Raw genomic sequence first — 17,080 nt, 5'->3', positions numbered from 1 at the left:
CCACCCCGCCGCCGTTGCTACCCTGAGGAGCGAACATGAAATACCGCCTGGGCGACCTGCGGGTCGAAACCCATCCCACCAGTTGGGCCGCACCCAACGCCATGCTGATCGGCAAGGTGCGCCTGCAGGCGCGTGCCAGCGTGTGGTTCGGCGCGGTGCTGCGCGGCGATAACGAGCTGATCGACATCGGCGAGGACAGTAACGTCCAGGACGGTACCGTGATGCACACCGACATGGGCGCGCCGCTGACCCTGGGCAAGGGCGTGACCATTGGCCACAACGCCATGCTGCATGGCTGCACGGTCGGCGACTACAGCCTGATCGGCATCAATGCGGTCATCCTCAACGGCGCGCGGATCGGCAAGCACTGCATCATCGGCGCCAATGCGCTGATCCCGGAAGGCAAGGAAATTCCCGACGGTTCGTTGGTGATGGGCTCACCGGGCAAGGTGGTGCGTGAGCTGACCGAGCAACAGAAACGCATGCTCGAAGCCAGTGCCGCGCACTATGTGCACAATGCCCAGCGTTATGCCCGGGAGTTGGTGGTGGACGATGAGTGAGGTCATCGCCACTGAGCGCCCGGTCGCTTCGCCGTGCGTGAGCATCTGCGCGCTGGACGATGAGGATGTCTGTACCGGGTGCCAGCGTACCGTGGCCGAGATCGGCCGCTGGGGGCGGATGGACAATACCGAGCGCCGGGCGGTGTTGAAACTGTGCCATGAGCGGGCGGTGGCGGCGGGGTTGATCATGTAGGGGCTGCGATTGACCCGAAAATCAAGTAATCTGCCCCGCTTGCCCGACGGTCATTTCCCATGTTCTATCTCATCGCCTATATCAGCAGCGTCGTACTGATCAACTACGCCTTCTCCAGCGCCCCGCACCTGGACGTCATCTGGTCCTGCTGGGGCGGGTTGGTGTTCATCCTGCGCGACATGGTGCAGACCCGCTACGGGCATGGCGCGCTGATCGCCATGCTGCTGGCCCTGGTGCTGTCGTACGTCACCTCGGAGCCGGCCATCGCCCTGGCCAGTGCCACGGCGTTCTTCATTTCCGAACTGATCGACTGGCTGGTGTTCAGCATTACTCGCCGGCCCCTGCGTGACCGCCTGTGGCTGAGTTCGGCACTGAGCATTCCGGTGGATACCTTCATCTTCTTCGGCATGATCGGCGCCTTGACCCCGGCCGTGATCGGCACCGCAATGGCCTCGAAATTCGCAGGGGTCACTGCGGTCTGGCTGGCCATGGCATTTCGCGCGCGGCGGGCTGCCGTGGCGAGCTGATGGTGTAGAATACCGGTCCTTTTTCAGCGGGCCGTACCAAGCCTGGTGCGGCCCCGGACGCCTTCGAGGACCTGAAATGACCCGTATCGGAACCCCATTGTCGCCGACCGCGACCCGTGTACTGCTCTGCGGCTGTGGCGAGCTGGGCAAGGAAGTGGTGATCGAGCTGCAGCGCCTGGGCGTCGAAGTGATCGCCGTCGACCGCTACGCCAATGCCCCGGCCATGCAGGTGGCGCACCGCAGTCATGTGGTCAACATGCTCGATGGCGTCGCCCTGCGGGCGGTGATCGAAGCTGAAAAACCGCACTACATCGTCCCTGAAATCGAAGCCATCGCCACCGCTACGCTGGTCGAGTTGGAAAGCGAAGGGTTCACCGTGGTGCCGACCGCCCGCGCCACTCAGCTGACCATGAACCGCGAAGGCATCCGCCGCCTGGCCGCCGAAGAGCTGGACCTGCCGACCTCGCCGTATCACTTTGCCGATACATACGAAGACTATGCCAAGGCCGTGGCCGATGTCGGCTATCCGTGCGTGGTCAAGCCGGTGATGAGCTCGTCGGGCAAGGGCCAGAGCCTGCTGCGCAGCGATGCCGACCTCAAGCAGTCGTGGGATTACGCTCAAGAGGGCGGCCGTGCCGGCAAAGGCCGTGTGATCATCGAGGGGTTCATCGATTTCGACTACGAAATCACCTTGCTGACCGTGCGCCACGTGGGCGGCACCACCTTCCTCGAACCGGTCGGCCACCGCCAGGAGAAGGGCGACTACCAGGAATCCTGGCAGCCCCAGGCCATGAGCGCCAAAGCCCTGGCCGAATCGCAGCGCGTTGCCAAAGCGGTCACCGATGCCCTCGGCGGGCGTGGCCTGTTCGGCGTCGAGCTGTTCGTCAAAGGCGACCAGGTATGGTTCAGCGAAGTGTCGCCACGTCCGCATGACACCGGCCTGGTCACCCTGATTTCCCAGGACCTGTCGCAGTTCGCCCTGCATGCCCGTGCCATTCTCGGCCTGCCGATCCCAGTGGTGCGTCAATTCGGCCCATCGGCGTCGGCGGTGATTTTGCCGGAAGGCCAGTCGCAGCAGACCAGCTTCGCCAACCTTGGCGCTGCGTTGAGCGAGCCAGATACAGCAATCCGCCTGTTCGGCAAGCCGGAAATCAACGGCACTCGCCGCATGGGTGTATGCCTGGCGCGTGACGAGTCGGTCGAAGCGGCGCGGGCCAAGGCGACCCGTGCTTCGCAGGCGGTCAAGGTCGAGTTCTGATCTTAAAAAGAGGGGGCGCCTAGCGCCCCCTCTTTTTCACAGTTCGGTATGACGGGTTTCTTTCAGGCACAGCACAGCAATCAAGCTGATCACCGCTGCCACCGACACATACCCACCCACCCAGCTCAACCCGCCCATGCTCACCAGCTTCTGCGCGAAGAACGGCGCCGCCGAAGCGCCCACGATGCCGCCCAGGTTATAGGCCGCTGAAGCGCCGGTATAACGCACGTGGGTCGGGAACAGCTCTGGCAACAGCGCGCCCATCGGCGCGAAGGTGACCCCCATCAGGAACAGTTCGATGGCCAGGAACAGCGCCACGCCCGTAGTCGAGCCCGAGGTCAGCAACGGCTCCATGGTGAAACCCGAAGCCACTGCCAGCAGGCCGCCGACGATCAGCACCGGCTTGCGCCCGTAACGGTCGCTGAGCCAGGCCGAGAGTGGCGTCGCCAGGGCCATGAAGACCACGGCGAAGCACAGCAGGCCCAGGAAGGTTTCGCGGCTGTAACCCAACGTTGTGACGCCGTAGCTCAGCGAGAACACCGTGGAGATGTAGAACAGCGCATAGCACACCACCATGGCTGCGGCGCCGAGCAGGGTCGGCATCCAGTACTTGCTGAACAAATCGACCACCGGCATTTTCACCCGCTCATGGCGAGCGACCGCCTTGGCGAACACCGGGCTTTCTTCCAGTTTCAGGCGCACGTACAGGCCTACCAGCACCAGAGCGGCGCTGAGCAGGAACGGAATACGCCAGCCCCACTCGCGGAACTGCTCGTCGCTGAGTAGCAGGGCCAGGGTCAGGAACAGGCCGTTGGCGGCGAGGAAGCCGATCGATGGACCCAACTGCGGGAACATGCCGAACCAGGCCCGCTTGCCAGCCGGTGCGTTTTCCGTGGCCAGCAACGCCGCGCCACCCCACTCACCGCCCAGGCCCAGACCTTGGCCGAAGCGCAGCAGGCACAGGATGATCGGTGCCCACACGCCAATGCTGTCGTAACCCGGCAGCACGCCGATCAGCGTGGTCGACACGCCCATCAGCAGCAGCGAGGCGACTAGGGTCGACTTGCGCCCGATGCGGTCGCCGAAGTGGCCGAACAGCGCCGAGCCCAGCGGGCGGGCGAGGAAGGCGATGCCGAAGGTCAGGAAGGCCGCGAGCATCTGCGCAGTGCCCGAACCGGACGGGAAGAACACCGGGCCGATCACCAGGGCGGCGGCAGTGGCATAAACGTAGAAGTCGTAGAACTCGATGGCAGTGCCGATGAAGCTGGCGGTGGCCACCCGCGCAGGCGAGTTGACCGGCGCGGCAGGCGCTTCGGCGTAAGTGCTGGTGGTCATTAAGTAGGTCCCTAACAGTCTTGTCGTGCTCCATAGGCTTGATCCACGCATGCGTGGGGGCCGGAGCGTATTGTTCTTTTGCTCGCCCGACTGACGATAGCCCAAGGGGGATAGGGGCGGGGAGCGGGCACTGTTCGGGGTGTTGAAGCAGGACCGCGGGGCGTGTCAGTGGAGCGGACTGGCCGTGGGTCGCCGGGTGCGGGTAGCAGGCGGGACGGCGGGGCTGGGTAAGCGTGACCCGAGTATAGCTAGCGGGTCACGGTCCACACCAGTACCTTGCTGGCGCAATTGTCCTCTGTTTCGAGGATTTCCAGGCGATAGCGGCCGATCTTCAGGCAAACGGCGCTCTCCGGGATGCTTTCCAGTGCCTCGGTGACCAGCCCGTTGAGGGTTTTCGGGCCGCCGTCAGAGGGCAGGTGCCAGCCCAGGGTGCGGTTGATTTCGCGTAGTGAGGCGGTGCCCTCGATCACGAAGGTGCCATCGTCCTGCGGGTGCACGTGGGGGTTGTCGAGGCTGTGTTCTTCCTCGAACTCGCCGACGATTTCTTCAAGAATGTCTTCCAGGGTGACGATGCCTTGCACCTCGCCGTATTCGTCCACCACCACACCCAGGCGCCGTTGCTGCTTGTGGAAATTCAGCAACTGCAATTGCAGCGGGGTGCTTTCGGGCACGAAGTAAGGTTCGTAGCAAGCGCCGTGCAGCTTCTCCAGGGTCAGCTCGGCCTTGGGCAGCAGGTGGCTGATCAGCTTGGTGTTGAGGATCGCTTCGACCTGGTTGATGTCGTTGTGGTAGACCGGCAGGCGCGTGTGGCGGCTGACGATCAACTGCTCGATGATGCGCTCGATCGGCTCGTCCAGGTTGATGCCGTCGACTTCGTTGCGCGGCACCAGGATGTCGTTGACGGTGACCTTGTCCAGGGACTGCAGGCCATCGAGAAGGCCGGGGCGCTGCACGTCGTGGTCTTCATCTTCGGCAAAATCATCGTCCGCTTGCGGGTGCAGGGCCACGGCGGTGGGCTGTACACGAAACGGCCGCAGGATCAGCTTGGCAATGCCGTCCAGCAGGCAGGCCAGCGGCTGCAGCAGGGCGAGGGGGAGTTTCAGCAAGCTGGCGCCGAGGCTGATAAATGCCATCGGGCTGCGTCGGGCCAGGCGGCGAGGCAGGTATTCGGCAAACACCAGCAAGGCCAGGGTGGCGGCCAGGCCCGCGAGCCAGAAGCCGTGCTCGCCGCTGTAGCGCTGGCCAATCAGGCAGGCCAGGCCCAAAACCAACAGCTTGCCCAGGCTGGCGCACAGCACCAGGGCCTGGGCCGGCAATGGCGGCTGACCGTCATCGCCGCTGCGCAGCGAGCCATTGAGCTGCAGGCGGGCGGCATCCACTGCGGTGAACAGCGCCGACCACAGCAGCGCCAGTGCCAGAGTGCCGAGTAGCGGTGCGTACGGCAGGTTGTCCATGGTCAGCCGTCAGATATGCAGGATGAATTCGCGAACCAGCTTGCTGCCGAAATAGGCCAGCATCAGCAGGCAGAAACCGGCCAGCGTCCAGCGGATCGCCTTGTGCCCACGCCAACCCAGGCGGGTGCGGCCCCACAGCAGCACGCTGAAGACGACCCAGGCCACGCAGGCGAGCAAGGTCTTGTGCACCAGGTGCTGGGCGAACAGGTTGTCGAGGAACAGCCAGCCGGAGATCAGCGACAGTGTCAGCAGGCACCAGCCAGCCCAGAGGAAGCCGAACAGCAGGCTTTCCATGGTTTGCAGCGGCGGGAAGTTGCGGATCAGGCCGGACGGGTGCTTGTTCTTCAACTGGCGGTCCTGCAGCAGCAGGAGCAGCGACTGAAACACCGCGATGGTGAACAGGCCGTAGGCCAGGATCGACAGCAGGATATGCGCGAGGATCCCCGGTTGCTCATTGATCAGCGGCACCGTGCCGGGCGGCGCGAATTGCGCCAGCAATGCCGTGACTGCGCCGAGCGGGAACAGCAGCACCAGCAGGTTTTCCACCGGAATGCGCAGGCAGGCGAGCAGGGTCAGGGCGATGACCGCCACGGCAATCAGGCTGGCGGCGCTGAAAAAGTCGAGGCTCAGGCCCAGCGGGGTAATCAGCTGGAAGAACAGCGCGCCGCCCTGGGCGATGACGGCGAGCGCTCCGAGCAAACCGAGCAGCCGTTTGTCGGCTTTGCGCGACTGGGCCAGGTGCGAACCCTGATAGATGGTCGCTGCTATATAAAGGCCGGCGGCGATCAGGTTGGGGATGAGGCTGGGTGAGGAGACCATAAGTCCTGGTGGGCAAGCCTTAAAGAGACGGAGTTTGGCATAGATCGCGCCGGTCTAGGAAGACTGATGCTTGCCGCCGGGAAGCCGAGGTGTGCGGCGCCGTCGCTCTTCGCTATAATCGCCGCCTTGCTGTGCCCAGCGCGTGTGCATTTTCACCTGGGCGCCTGACAAACCTCGGCTTTTACTGGGCCTGAAAGGATCACCATGTTCGAAAACCTGACCGACCGCCTGTCACAGACGCTGCGCCATGTCACCGGCAAGGCCAAGCTGACCGAAGACAACATCAAGGACACGCTGCGCGAAGTGCGCATGGCCCTGCTCGAGGCCGACGTTGCCCTGCCGGTGGTCAAGGATTTCGTCAACAGCGTCAAGGAACGTGCGGTCGGCACCGAAGTGTCGCGCAGCCTGACCCCGGGCCAGGCGTTCGTGAAGATCGTCCAGGCCGAGCTGGAAAGCCTGATGGGCGCGGCCAACGAAGACCTCGCGCTCAATGCTGCACCGCCTGCCGTGGTGTTGATGGCCGGCCTGCAGGGTGCGGGCAAGACCACCACCGCCGGCAAGCTGGCGCGCTTCCTCAAGGAGCGCAAGAAGAAAAGCGTGATGGTGGTGTCGGCCGACGTCTACCGCCCGGCGGCGATCAAGCAGCTGGAAACCCTGGCCAACGACATCGGCGTGACCTTCTTCCCGTCCGACATCAGCCAGAAGCCGGTGGCCATCGCCGAAGCGGCCATCCGCGAAGCCAAGCTCAAGTTCATCGACGTGGTCATCGTCGACACCGCCGGCCGTCTGCACATCGACGCCGACATGATGGACGAGATCAAGGCGCTGCATGCCGCAGTCAAGCCGATCGAGACCCTGTTCGTGGTCGACGCCATGACCGGCCAGGACGCCGCCAACACCGCCAAGGCCTTTGGTGAAGCCCTGCCGTTGACCGGCGTAGTCCTGACCAAGGTCGACGGCGACGCCCGTGGCGGTGCCGCGCTGTCGGTACGTGCCATCACCGGCAAGCCGATCAAATTCATCGGTATGGGCGAGAAGACCGAAGCCCTCGAGCCCTTCCACCCGGACCGCGTCGCCTCGCGCATCCTCGGCATGGGCGATGTGCTTAGCCTGATCGAGCAGGCCGAGCAGACCATCGACAAGGCCAAGGCCGACAAACTGGCCAAGAAGCTGAAAAAGGGCAAGGGCTTCGACCTCGAAGACTTCCGCGACCAGCTGCAACAGATGAAGAACATGGGCGGCCTGGGCGGCCTGATGGACAAACTGCCGAGCATCGGCGGGGTGAACCTGTCGCAGATGGGCAATGCCCAGGGCGCGGCCGAGAAGCAGTTCAAGCAGATGGAAGCGATCATCAACTCGATGACCCCGGCCGAACGTCGTGACCCCGACCTGATCAGCGGTTCGCGCAAGCGCCGTATTGCCCTCGGCTCCGGCACCCAGGTGCAGGACATCGGCCGGCTGATCAAGCAGCACAAGCAAATGCAGAAGATGATGAAGAAATTCTCTGCCAAAGGCGGCATGGCCAAGATGATGCGCGGCCTGGGCGGCATGATGCCTGGCGGCGGCATGCCGAAGCTATAACCCCTATTCCGAGTGCTTCTCCGTTACCGGATGAGCGCCCAGAACCCCCGCTGCGGCGGGGCAACGGCCACGCACTGCGTGGCTCAACCGGCAAATCTGAGCGCCATGGCGAGGCCGTGGCGAAAAAGTCATTTGCAAATGTCCGTGTATTCCCCGAGAATATGCGGCCTTTTGGGCACGCGTGTGCCTATTTGGCATTCAGATTTGCAGCACCGACTATAGGAACAATGTTCACATGGTAACCATTCGTCTTGCCCGTGGCGGCTCGAAAAAGCGCCCATTCTACCACCTGACCGTGACCAACTCGCGTAACGCCCGTGACGGCCGTTTCGTTGAGCGCGTTGGCTTCTTCAACCCGATCGCATCGGGCGCCGAAGTCAAGCTGTCGGTCAACCAAGAGCGCGTCACCTACTGGCTGAGCCAGGGCGCACAGCCGTCTGAGCGCGTTGCTCAGCTGCTGAAGGAAGCTGCCAAGGCTGCTGCCTGAGCAATATGAACGCGACGCCAGAAAAGGCTGACGACCTGATCGTCGTTGGCAAGATTTTTTCGGTTCACGGCGTTCGCGGCGAGGTGAAGGTGTATTCCTTTACCGATCCGATTGAAAACCTGTTGGATTATCCACGCTGGACGCTTCGGCACGAAGGCAAGGTAAAGCAGGTCGAGCTGGTCAGCGGTCGTGGCTCCCAAAAGGGCCTGGTCGTGAAACTGAAAGGCCTCGATGATCGTGATGAAGCGCGTCTTCTGAGCGGCTTCGAAATCTGCATCCCGCGGAGCCTTTTGCCCAACCTGGCCGCAGACGAGTACTACTGGTACCAGCTGCAGGGCCTGAAGGTCATCAACCAGGACGAACAACTGTTCGGCAAGGTCGATCACCTGTTGGAGACCGGTGCGAACGATGTAATGGTGGTCAAGCCCTGCGCAGGCAGCCTGGATGATCGCGAGCGTCTGTTGCCCTATACGGCGCAATGCGTGCTGGCAATCGACCTGGAAGCAGGCGTGATGCGGGTTGAATGGGACGCGGACTTCTAAACGATGGGTAACCTTCGCGTAGACGTCATCACGTTGTTCCCCGAGATGTTCTCGGCCATCACGGAGTACGGCATTACCAGCCGCGCGGTGAAACAGGGGTTGCTTCAGGTGACTTGCTGGAACCCGCGGGACTACACCACAGATCGCCACCACACCGTGGATGATCGGCCGTTTGGCGGTGGTCCGGGCATGGTGATGAAAATCAAGCCTCTGGAAGACGCCCTGGTTAGCGCCAGGCAAGCGACCGGAGCATCGGCAAAGGTGATCTACCTTTCGCCGCAAGGCCGCAAGCTGACTCAGCAGGCGGTCAAAGGCCTGGCCGAACAGGAATCGTTGATCCTGATCGCCGGTCGTTATGAAGGCATCGACGAGCGCTTTATCGAGGCTCATGTCGATGAGGAGTGGTCGATTGGCGACTATGTGCTTTCCGGTGGCGAGCTACCGGCCATGGTACTGATCGATGCGGTTACACGGCTGCTGCCCGGAGCTTTAGGGCATGTGGACTCGGCGGAGGAAGACTCCTTCACCGACGGTCTGCTTGATTGCCCGCACTACACCCGACCTGAGGTGTATGCGGATCAGCGTGTTCCCGACGTGTTGCTAAGTGGCAACCATGCACATATCCGGCGTTGGAGGATGAAGCAGTCCCTTGGTAGGACCTTCGAACGACGCGCCGATCTTCTGGAAAGTCGCTCGCTTTCTGGAGAAGAGAAGAAGCTGCTCGAGGAATATCTCCGCGAGCGGGACGATAGATAAACGTATCGATGGTGGATCAAGTATCCATCTTAGGAGCACAGCATGACCAACAAGATCATCCAGCAGCTCGAAGCAGAGCAGATGAGCAAGGAAATCCCGACCTTCGCACCAGGCGACACCGTTGTCGTCCAGGTTAAAGTGAAGGAAGGCGAGCGTTCCCGTCTGCAGGCGTTCGAAGGCGTCGTTATCGCCAAGCGTAACCGCGGCCTGAACAGCGCTTTCACCGTGCGCAAAATCTCCAGCGGCGTAGGCGTTGAGCGTACCTTCCAGACCTACAGCCCGCAAATCGACAGCCTGGCCGTGAAACGTCGTGGTGACGTGCGTAAAGCCAAGCTGTACTACCTGCGCGACCTGTCCGGCAAAGCCGCTCGCATCAAGGAAAAACTGTCCTGAGTACAGTTTGCCTGGTGGCCTGAGGCCCCCTGCGAGAAAAAAGCAGCCTTCGGGCTGCTTTTTTGCGTTTTGAAACCCGAGATAAGTGACGTACATGACCAGCCGAGACGAGCAAATCCAGCACCGCACAGAACTGTCGGTGACCCGCGTGACCAAGGCGGTGTTCCCCAGCACCACCAACCACCACAACACCCTGTTCGGCGGTACCGCGCTGGCCTGGATGGACGAAGTGTCGTTCATCGCCGCCACGCGCTTCTGCCGGTTGCCGCTGGTGACCGTGTCCACCGACCGAATCGACTTCAAGCACCCGATTCCTGCGGGTTCGATCGTCGAGCTGGTGGGCACGGTGATCAAGGTCGGCAACACCAGCTTGCAGGTGCAGGTGGATGTGTTTGTCGAGAACATGTACCTGGATGGGCGCGAGCGCGCCATCCACGGCGTGTTCAGCTTCGTCGCCATCGACGAGGACAAGCGCCCGGTGCCGGTGCTGCCGGAGGCGTGAGCCTTCAACTTGTCGCGGTGACGGGCGCGGGTTCGATCAGCGCCACCAAGGTCCAGCCGGGTTGTGGGGTAAGCGGGCTCTCGGGGCTCGCAACGTGTACCCAGCCCTGACCGTCACGGGCGAACAACAGCTGGGCGCGCTCACCATGCAGTGCCTGGTAGTTTTCCCAGTCGAAGCCCTCGGTCAGGTTGGTGCTGTACAGCTCGGCACCCTGGTGCAGGCGATTGGCCAGTTGATGGTAGGTCATCGGGCTTGCGCCCAGCAGTTGGCCACGGTGTTCTTCGCTGGCGCGATGCTTGTCGCTGCGCTGTTTCTCCAGGCCGCTGGCCAGTACGTACAGGCGACTGTGGCCAAAATCATGGCGAAAGCGCGCGCAGGCCAAGGCATTGATTTCGCCTGCGGGGGATAGCCCCAGCAGGTGGCCGAGACCGACCAGGTCCAGGTGCGCGTCGGCATGCTGCGACGCCGGGTTGCCAAAGTAGGTCGGCAGCCCTTCCATGCGCGCGGCGCGGATGTTCTCCCAGCTCGAATCGGTCAGCAGCACCCGGCAACCCAGTTGCTGCAGGGCTTTGCCGATGGCGCGCGCAGGCCCGTTGGCGCCGACGATGAGAAAGCCACTGGGCGCTGGCTCCGCTACTTTGAGCAGACGCGCCAGGGGTCGGGCGGTTGCGCTTTGCAATACCACCGTGCCGATAATCACGGCGAAGGTCAGCGGCACCAGCAGCAGCGCGCCTTGGTGCCCGGCTTCATGCAGGCGAATGGCAAAGATCGCCGAAACGGCTGCGGCAACGATGCCGCGCGGGGCGATCCAGGCCAGCAGGGCCCTTTCACGCCAGTTCAACGTGGAGCCAAGTGTCGACAGGAACACATTGAGTGGACGCGCCACCAGCTGGATCACCAGCAGCAACGCCAGCACCGCAGGGCCCAGGCCGAGCAGCGCATTCAGATCGAGCCGCGCGGCCAGCAGGATGAACAGCCCAGAGATCAGCAATACGCTGAGGTTTTCCTTGAAGTGCAGGATCTGCCGCACATCGACCCCGCGCATGTTCGCCAGCCACATGCCCATGACGGTCACCGCCAGCAGCCCGGATTCGTGGACGATCTGGTTGGCGGCGATAAAGATGCCCAGCACGGCGGCCAGTGACGCCAGGTTGTGCAGGTACTCCGGCAGCCATTGTTCGCGCATGATCTGCCCCAGCAGCCAGCCCCCGGCCGCGCCCAGGGCGCTGCCACAGAAGATGACGCCGGCAAAGGTGCCCAGGCTCTGGGTCAGGCCATCGCCATCGGCGCTGGCGATGATGAAGCTGTAGACCACTACGGCCAGCAAGGCGCCGATCGGGTCGATGACGATACCTTCCCAGCGCAGGATGTTGGCGATCGTCGCCTTGGGGCGCACAACGCGCAGCATGGGCACGATCACTGTCGGGCCGGTCACCAGGGTCAAGGTGCCGAAAAGAATCGCCAGGGGCCAGTCGAAACCCAGCAGCCAGTGGGTCGCCAGCGCGATCACCAGCCAGGTCGACAGCGCGCCGAGTGTGACCAGGCGGTGCACCACGCTGCCGATTTCGCGCCACTGTGACAGGTGCAGCGTCAGGCTGCCCTCGAACAGGATCAGCGCCACCGCCAGCGACACCAGGGGCATCAGCAGCGGGCCGAACAACGCCTGCGGATCTAGCCAGCCGAGCACCGGGCCAAGGGTGATGCCGGCCAGCAGCAGGAAGAGAATGGCCGGCAGCTTCAGGCGCCAGGCCAGCCACTGGCAGGCGAGGGCGGCGGCACCGATGCCGCCGACGCTGAGAAGGATCTGCTGTTCGTTCATGCGGGCTCCCTATGCCGGCTTGGTTATGAAAGACTAAGCGCCATTTCGTCGTTTGCCACCGAGTTTTCATGCCCGCCCTCGACCACCCCCTCATCGACCAGTTTCTCGACGCCCTGTGGCTGGAAAAAGGCCTGGCCGACAACACCCGCGTTTCATACCGCAGTGACCTGGCGTTGTTCAACGGCTGGCTGCAGGAGCGTGGAGTGGCTTTGCCCGACGCAGGCCGCGAGCTGATATTCGATCACCTGGCCTGGCGCCTCGACCAGGGTTACAAGCCGCGTTCTACTGCGCGCTTTCTCTCTGGTCTGCGCGGCTTTTTTCGCTACTTGTTGCGGGAAAAGCTGATCTCCGTCGACCCAACCCTGCAGGTCGAAATGCCGCAGTTGGGTAAGCCTTTGCCCAAATCACTGTCAGAGGCCGATGTCGAGGCCTTGCTGCAGGCCCCGGACCTTGGCGAAGCCATCGGCCAACGCGACCGTGCCATGCTCGAAGTCCTCTACGCCTGCGGCCTGCGTGTCACCGAACTGGTCAGCCTGACCCTGGACCAGGTCAACCTGCGCCAGGGCGTGCTGCGGGTGATGGGCAAAGGCAGCAAGGAACGCCTCGTGCCAATGGGCGAGGAGGCGGTGGTGTGGCTGGAGCGCTACCTGCGCGATGGCCGCGCCGACCTGCTCAACGGGCGCCCAAGCGACGTGCTGTTCCCCAGTCAACGCGGCGAGCAGATGACCCGCCAGACCTTCTGGCACCGCATCAAGCACCAGGCGCAAGTGGCCGGCATCGACAAGTCGCTGTCACCGCACACTTTGCGCCACGCCTTCGCCACCCACCTGCTCAACCACGGCGCCGACCTGCGCGTGGTGCAGATGCTGCTGGGCCACAGCGACCTGTCGACCACGCAGATCTATACCCATGTGGCCAAGGCGCGCTTGCAGCAACTGCACGCCCAGCACCACCCGCGTGGATGAATGATTTTCATGTTCCGCTGACCGGTACGTGCAAGCCGCTTGTTGCCCGGTGTGATGTGGTAGGCTTGAGCGGTTTGCACCAAGGGCCGCACGGTCGCCGCGTTTTTGCGCAGGTGACGCCCTCCGGCCCCTGTCCGCCTTCAGGAGTTTCCATGCGCTTGACCCAGATTTTCGCCGCCGCCGCGATGGCGCTGGCCAGTACCTTTGCCGTTGCCGCGGCAACCGACAGCAATGCCGGCGCCGAGCAGGCCATCCGCAAGTCGTTGCAGAACCTCGAACTGGAAGTGCCGGTGGAAAGCGTGGCCAGCAGCCCGCTCAACGGCTTGTATGAAGTCAAGCTGCAGGGCGGCCGCGTGCTGTATGCCAGTGCCGATGGCCAGTTCGTCATGCAGGGTTACCTGTACCAGATCCAGGACGGCAAGCCGGTCAATCTGACCGAAAAGACCGAACGCCAGGGCGTGGCCAAGCTCATCAACGGCATTCCAGCCGCCGAGATGGTGGTTTATCCTGCCAAGGGCGAGACCAAGTCGCACATCACCGTGTTCACCGACACCACCTGCCCGTATTGCCACAAGCTGCACGCCGAAGTGCCGGAGCTGAACCGTCGCGGTATCGAAGTGCGCTATGTCGCCTTCCCGCGCCAGGGGCTCGGCTCACCGGGTGATGAGCAGTTGCAGGCGGTGTGGTGCTCCAGTGATCGCCGCGCGGCGCTGGACAAAATGGTCGAAGGCAAGGAAATCAAGGCCGCCAAGTGCGCCAACCCGGTCAGCAAGCAGTTCCAGCTGGGCCAGTCGATCGGCGTCAATGGCACGCCGGCGATCGTGCTTGAAAGTGGCCAGGTGATCCCGGGCTACCAGCCGGCGCCGCAGGTGGCCAAACTGGCCCTGGCCGGCCAGCAGCAAGCAGCCAAGTAATTCATTCAGTACGCCGTCGTCATGGGGTGACGGCATGTTTCACGGTCGGCGCAGGTGCCGGCCGTTCAATGGGGAGTTCACAGTGAAACCGGTCAAAGTAGGCATCTGTGGGTTGGGGACCGTCGGTGGCGGTACCTTCAATGTACTTCAGCGCAACGCCGAGGAGATTGCCCGCCGTGCCGGGCGCGGTATTGAAGTGGCACAGATCGCCATGCGCTCGCAGAACCCGAACTGCCAGATTACCGGTACCCCCATTACCGCTGATGTGTTCGACGTTGCGAGCAACCCGGAGATCGACATTGTCATCGAGCTGATCGGTGGCTACACCGTCGCCCGCGACCTGGTGCTCAAGGCCATCGAAAACGGCAAGCACGTGGTCACCGCCAACAAGGCGCTGATCGCCGTGCACGGCAACGAAATCTTCGCCAAGGCCCGCGAGAAAGGCGTCATCGTCGCCTTCGAAGCCGCCGTGGCCGGTGGCATCCCGGTGATCAAGGCCATCCGTGAAGGCCTGTCGGCCAACCACATCAACTGGCTGGCCGGGATCATCAACGGCACCGGCAACTTCATCCTCACCGAAATGCGTGAGAAGGGCCGCGCTTTCCCTGACGTGCTGGCCGAAGCCCAGGCGCTGGGTTACGCCGAGGCCGACCCGACTTTCGACGTCGAAGGCATCGATGCCGCGCACAAGCTGACCATCCTGGCCTCCATCGCATTTGGTATCCCGCTGCAGTTCGACAAGGCCTACACCGAGGGCATCACCCAACTGACCACCGCGGATGTGAACTACGCCGAAGCGCTGGGCTACCGTATCAAGCACCTGGGCGTAGCCCGCCGCACAGCCGATGGCATCGAGCTGCGCGTACACCCGACGCTGATCCCGAGCGACCGCCTGATCGCCAACGTCAACGGTGTGATGAACGCCGTCATGGTCAACGGTGACGCCGCCGGCTCCACCCTGTACTACGGCGCTGGCGCCGGCATGGAGCCGACCGCTTCGTCGGTGGTCGCCGACCTGGTCGACGTAGTTCGGGCGATGACCTCAGACCCGGAAAACCGCGTGCCGCACCTGGCCTTCCAGCCGGATTCGCTGTCGGCTCACCCGATCCTGCCGATCGAAGCCTGCGAAAGCGCCTACTACCTGCGCATCCAGGCCAAGGATCACCCAGGCGTGCTGGCCCAGGTGGCGAGCATCCTGTCGGAGCGCGGCATCAACATCGAGTCGATCATGCAGAAGGAAGCCGAGGAGCAGGACGGCCTGGTGCCGATGATCCTGCTGACCCACGGTGTGGTCGAGCAGCGCATCAACGATGCCATCGTCGCCCTGGAAGCCCTGCAGGACGTGGTCGGCAAGGTCGTGCGCATCCGCGTCGAACAGCTCAATTAACGAACAGTGCCGTTGGGCTGCGCTAGCAGCCCCGGCCCCCAGCATCGAAGGTTTGTAGCCATGCGTTATATCAGCACCCGCGGCCAGGCACCGGCCCTGAATTTCGAAGACGTCCTGCTAGCCGGCCTCGCCACCGATGGCGGCCTGTACGTGCCAGAAAACCTGCCACGCTTCACCCAGGAAGAGATCGCCTCCTGGGCCGGCCTGCCATACCACGAGCTGGCCTTCCGGGTGATGCGCCCGTTCGTCGAAGGCAGCATCGCCGACGCCGACTTCAAGAAGATCCTCGAAGAAACCTACGGTGAGTTCGCCCACGCTGCGGTCGCCCCGCTGCGTCAGCTGAACAGCAACGAGTGGGTCATGGAGCTGTTCCACGGCCCGACCCTGGCCTTCAAGGACTTCGCCCTACAGCTGCTCGGTCGCCTGCTCGACCACGTGCTGGCCAAGCGCAACGAGCGTGTGGTGATCGTTGGTGCCACCAGTGGCGACACCGGTTCCGCCGCCATCGAAGGTTGCCGCCGTTGCGACAACGTCGACATCTTCATCCTTCACCCGCACCAGCGTGTGTCGGAAGTACAACGCCGCCAGATGACGACGATCTTCGGCGACAACATCCACAACATCGCCATCGAAGGCAACTTCGACGACTGCCAGGAGATGGTCAAGGCCAGCTTCGCCGACCAGTCGTTCCTCAAGGGCACGCGCCTGGTCGCGGTCAACTCGATCAACTGGGCGCGGATCATGGCCCAGATCGTCTACTACTTCCACGCAGCCCTCCAGCTGGGTGGCCCGGCGCGCTCGGTGGCGTTCTCGGTACCGACCGGCAACTTCGGCGACATCTTTGCCGGCTACCTGGCGCGCAACATGGGCCTGCCCATCAGCCAGCTGGTGGTCGCGACCAACCGCAACGACATCCTGCACCGCTTCATGAGCGGCAACCAGTACGTCAAGGACACCTTGCACGCGACCCTGTCGCCGTCGATGGACATCATGGTCTCGTCCAACTTCGAGCGCCTGCTGTTCGACCTGCATGGTCGCAACGGCGCAGCCATCGCCGAGCTGATGGCCAACTTCAAGCAGGGTGGCGGCTTCAGCGTTGATCAGGACCGCTGGACCGAGGCGCGCAAGTTGTTCGACTCGCTGGCCGTCAGCGACGAGCAGACCTGCGAAACCATCGCCGAAGTCTTCGCCAGCACCGGTGAAGTGCTCGACCCGCACACCGCGATCGGCGTCAAAGCTGCCCGCGAGTGCCGCCGTAGCCTGGATACGCCGATGGTGGTGCTGGGCACCGCGCACCCGGTCAAATTCCCGGAAGCGGTGGAGAAGGCGGGTGTCGGTAAAGCGCTGGAACTGCCAGCGCACCTGAGCGACCTGTTCAGCCGCGAAGAGCGCTGCACGGTGTTGGCCAACGACCTGAAAACGGTACAGGCCTTCGTCAGCCAGCACGGTAATCGCGGTAAACCGCTTTAACCGACAATCAGGGGCCGCTTTGCGGCCCCTTTTTTTAGCTTTTTCGCTCGATTTGCTCGGAATTGTCCTATATAGGACTCGCTGTTCGTTACATAGAGTTACCGGTCCTTCCCTCAAG

18 protein-coding genes are annotated in these 17,080 nt (G+C 63.1%); 14 read left to right on the top strand and 4 right to left on the bottom strand.

All coding sequences use genetic code 11. From position 1 onward, the window contains the following. Window positions 1-35: 35 nt before the first annotated feature. The 4 genes from ACIQUF_RS09250 (at window position 36) to purT (ending at window position 2,538) form a co-directional block, all read left to right on the top strand. Window positions 36-560, top strand: coding sequence for a gamma carbonic anhydrase family protein (locus ACIQUF_RS09250; protein WP_403130818.1), 525 nt, complete (start codon window positions 36-38; stop codon window positions 558-560). Next, window positions 553-753, top strand: coding sequence for a DUF1289 domain-containing protein (locus ACIQUF_RS09245; RefSeq protein WP_403130816.1), 201 nt, complete (start codon window positions 553-555; stop codon window positions 751-753). The genes ACIQUF_RS09250 and ACIQUF_RS09245 overlap by 8 nt, the downstream gene beginning before the upstream one ends. A gap of 59 nt (window positions 754-812) precedes the next feature. Continuing rightward, a complete protein-coding gene (locus tag ACIQUF_RS09240) occupies window positions 813-1,280 on the top strand; it encodes a preQ0 transporter (protein ID WP_403130812.1) in 468 nt (155 codons plus the stop codon). 76 nt (window positions 1,281-1,356) lie between these two features. Further along, window positions 1,357-2,538, top strand: coding sequence for a formate-dependent phosphoribosylglycinamide formyltransferase (purT, locus tag ACIQUF_RS09235; RefSeq protein ID WP_403130808.1), 1,182 nt, complete (start codon window positions 1,357-1,359; stop codon window positions 2,536-2,538). 36 nt (window positions 2,539-2,574) lie between these two features. Here the strand turns inward: purT and ACIQUF_RS09230 are convergent, their stop codons facing one another. From ACIQUF_RS09230 to ACIQUF_RS09220, 3 genes are all read right to left on the bottom strand, one after another. After that, window positions 2,575-3,873, bottom strand: a complete 1,299-nt coding sequence (locus ACIQUF_RS09230; protein WP_400802887.1) for an MFS transporter — start codon at window positions 3,871-3,873, stop codon at window positions 2,575-2,577. A 248-nt stretch (window positions 3,874-4,121) separates the two neighbouring features. After that, window positions 4,122-5,327 carry a transporter associated domain-containing protein gene (locus ACIQUF_RS09225; RefSeq protein WP_403130805.1) on the bottom strand — a complete coding sequence of 402 codons (1,206 nt, stop codon included), beginning with the start codon at window positions 5,325-5,327 and terminating at the stop codon, window positions 4,122-4,124. A gap of 9 nt (window positions 5,328-5,336) precedes the next feature. Next, window positions 5,337-6,146 (bottom strand): inner membrane protein YpjD, encoded by an 810-nt coding sequence (locus ACIQUF_RS09220; RefSeq protein WP_403130802.1) that lies wholly within the window; start codon window positions 6,144-6,146, stop codon window positions 5,337-5,339. Between the two features lie 204 nt (window positions 6,147-6,350). On the opposite strand from ACIQUF_RS09220, the gene ffh reads away from it, so the two are divergent. The 6 genes from ffh to ACIQUF_RS09190 all read left to right on the top strand — a co-directional run bounded on the left by ffh (window position 6,351) and on the right by ACIQUF_RS09190 (window position 10,407). Beyond that, window positions 6,351-7,727 (top strand): signal recognition particle protein, encoded by a 1,377-nt coding sequence (gene ffh, locus ACIQUF_RS09215; protein WP_172286731.1) that lies wholly within the window; start codon window positions 6,351-6,353, stop codon window positions 7,725-7,727. A gap of 235 nt (window positions 7,728-7,962) precedes the next feature. After that, the gene (gene rpsP, locus ACIQUF_RS09210) at window positions 7,963-8,214 is read left to right on the top strand and encodes a 30S ribosomal protein S16 (protein ID WP_011535318.1); all 252 of its coding nucleotides are present in this window, start codon (window positions 7,963-7,965) and stop codon (window positions 8,212-8,214) included. A 5-nt stretch (window positions 8,215-8,219) separates the two neighbouring features. Next, window positions 8,220-8,756 (top strand): ribosome maturation factor RimM, encoded by a 537-nt coding sequence (rimM, locus tag ACIQUF_RS09205; RefSeq protein WP_012315970.1) that lies wholly within the window; start codon window positions 8,220-8,222, stop codon window positions 8,754-8,756. A 3-nt stretch (window positions 8,757-8,759) separates the two neighbouring features. After that, complete coding sequence (gene trmD / locus ACIQUF_RS09200; protein ID WP_403130797.1) at window positions 8,760-9,512, top strand: tRNA (guanosine(37)-N1)-methyltransferase TrmD; 753 nt, start codon at window positions 8,760-8,762, stop codon at window positions 9,510-9,512. Between the two features lie 42 nt (window positions 9,513-9,554). Further along, a complete protein-coding gene (gene rplS, locus ACIQUF_RS09195; RefSeq protein ID WP_003252148.1) occupies window positions 9,555-9,905 on the top strand; it encodes a 50S ribosomal protein L19 in 351 nt (116 codons plus the stop codon). 94 nt (window positions 9,906-9,999) lie between these two features. Next, on the top strand, window positions 10,000-10,407 hold the full coding sequence (locus ACIQUF_RS09190; RefSeq protein WP_403130794.1) for an acyl-CoA thioesterase: 408 nt from the start codon (window positions 10,000-10,002) through the stop codon (window positions 10,405-10,407). 4 nt (window positions 10,408-10,411) lie between these two features. Here ACIQUF_RS09190 and ACIQUF_RS09185 read toward each other — a convergent pair whose 3' ends face one another. After that, a complete protein-coding gene (locus ACIQUF_RS09185) occupies window positions 10,412-12,226 on the bottom strand; it encodes a cation:proton antiporter (RefSeq protein WP_403130791.1) in 1,815 nt (604 codons plus the stop codon). 68 nt (window positions 12,227-12,294) lie between these two features. Between ACIQUF_RS09185 and xerD the strand changes: the two genes are divergently transcribed. From xerD to thrC, 4 genes are all read left to right on the top strand, one after another. Then, window positions 12,295-13,191 carry a site-specific tyrosine recombinase XerD gene (xerD, locus tag ACIQUF_RS09180; protein WP_403130788.1) on the top strand — a complete coding sequence of 299 codons (897 nt, stop codon included), beginning with the start codon at window positions 12,295-12,297 and terminating at the stop codon, window positions 13,189-13,191. A gap of 152 nt (window positions 13,192-13,343) precedes the next feature. Next, on the top strand, window positions 13,344-14,105 hold the full coding sequence (locus tag ACIQUF_RS09175) for a thioredoxin fold domain-containing protein (RefSeq protein ID WP_400802903.1): 762 nt from the start codon (window positions 13,344-13,346) through the stop codon (window positions 14,103-14,105). A gap of 82 nt (window positions 14,106-14,187) precedes the next feature. Next, entirely contained in the window at window positions 14,188-15,492 is a 1,305-nt protein-coding gene (locus ACIQUF_RS09170) for a homoserine dehydrogenase (RefSeq protein ID WP_403130783.1), read from the top strand. A gap of 60 nt (window positions 15,493-15,552) precedes the next feature. After that, the gene (gene thrC, locus ACIQUF_RS09165) at window positions 15,553-16,962 is read left to right on the top strand and encodes a threonine synthase (protein WP_403130780.1); all 1,410 of its coding nucleotides are present in this window, start codon (window positions 15,553-15,555) and stop codon (window positions 16,960-16,962) included. The last annotated feature ends 118 nt before the right edge of the window (window positions 16,963-17,080 follow it).

This window comes from Pseudomonas sp. NPDC090233 (assembly GCF_044772285.1).
Lineage (GTDB): Bacteria > Pseudomonadota > Gammaproteobacteria > Pseudomonadales > Pseudomonadaceae > Aquipseudomonas.
Note: the sequence above shows the minus strand (reverse complement) of the source record. Positions and strands in the feature narration are given on the sequence as shown.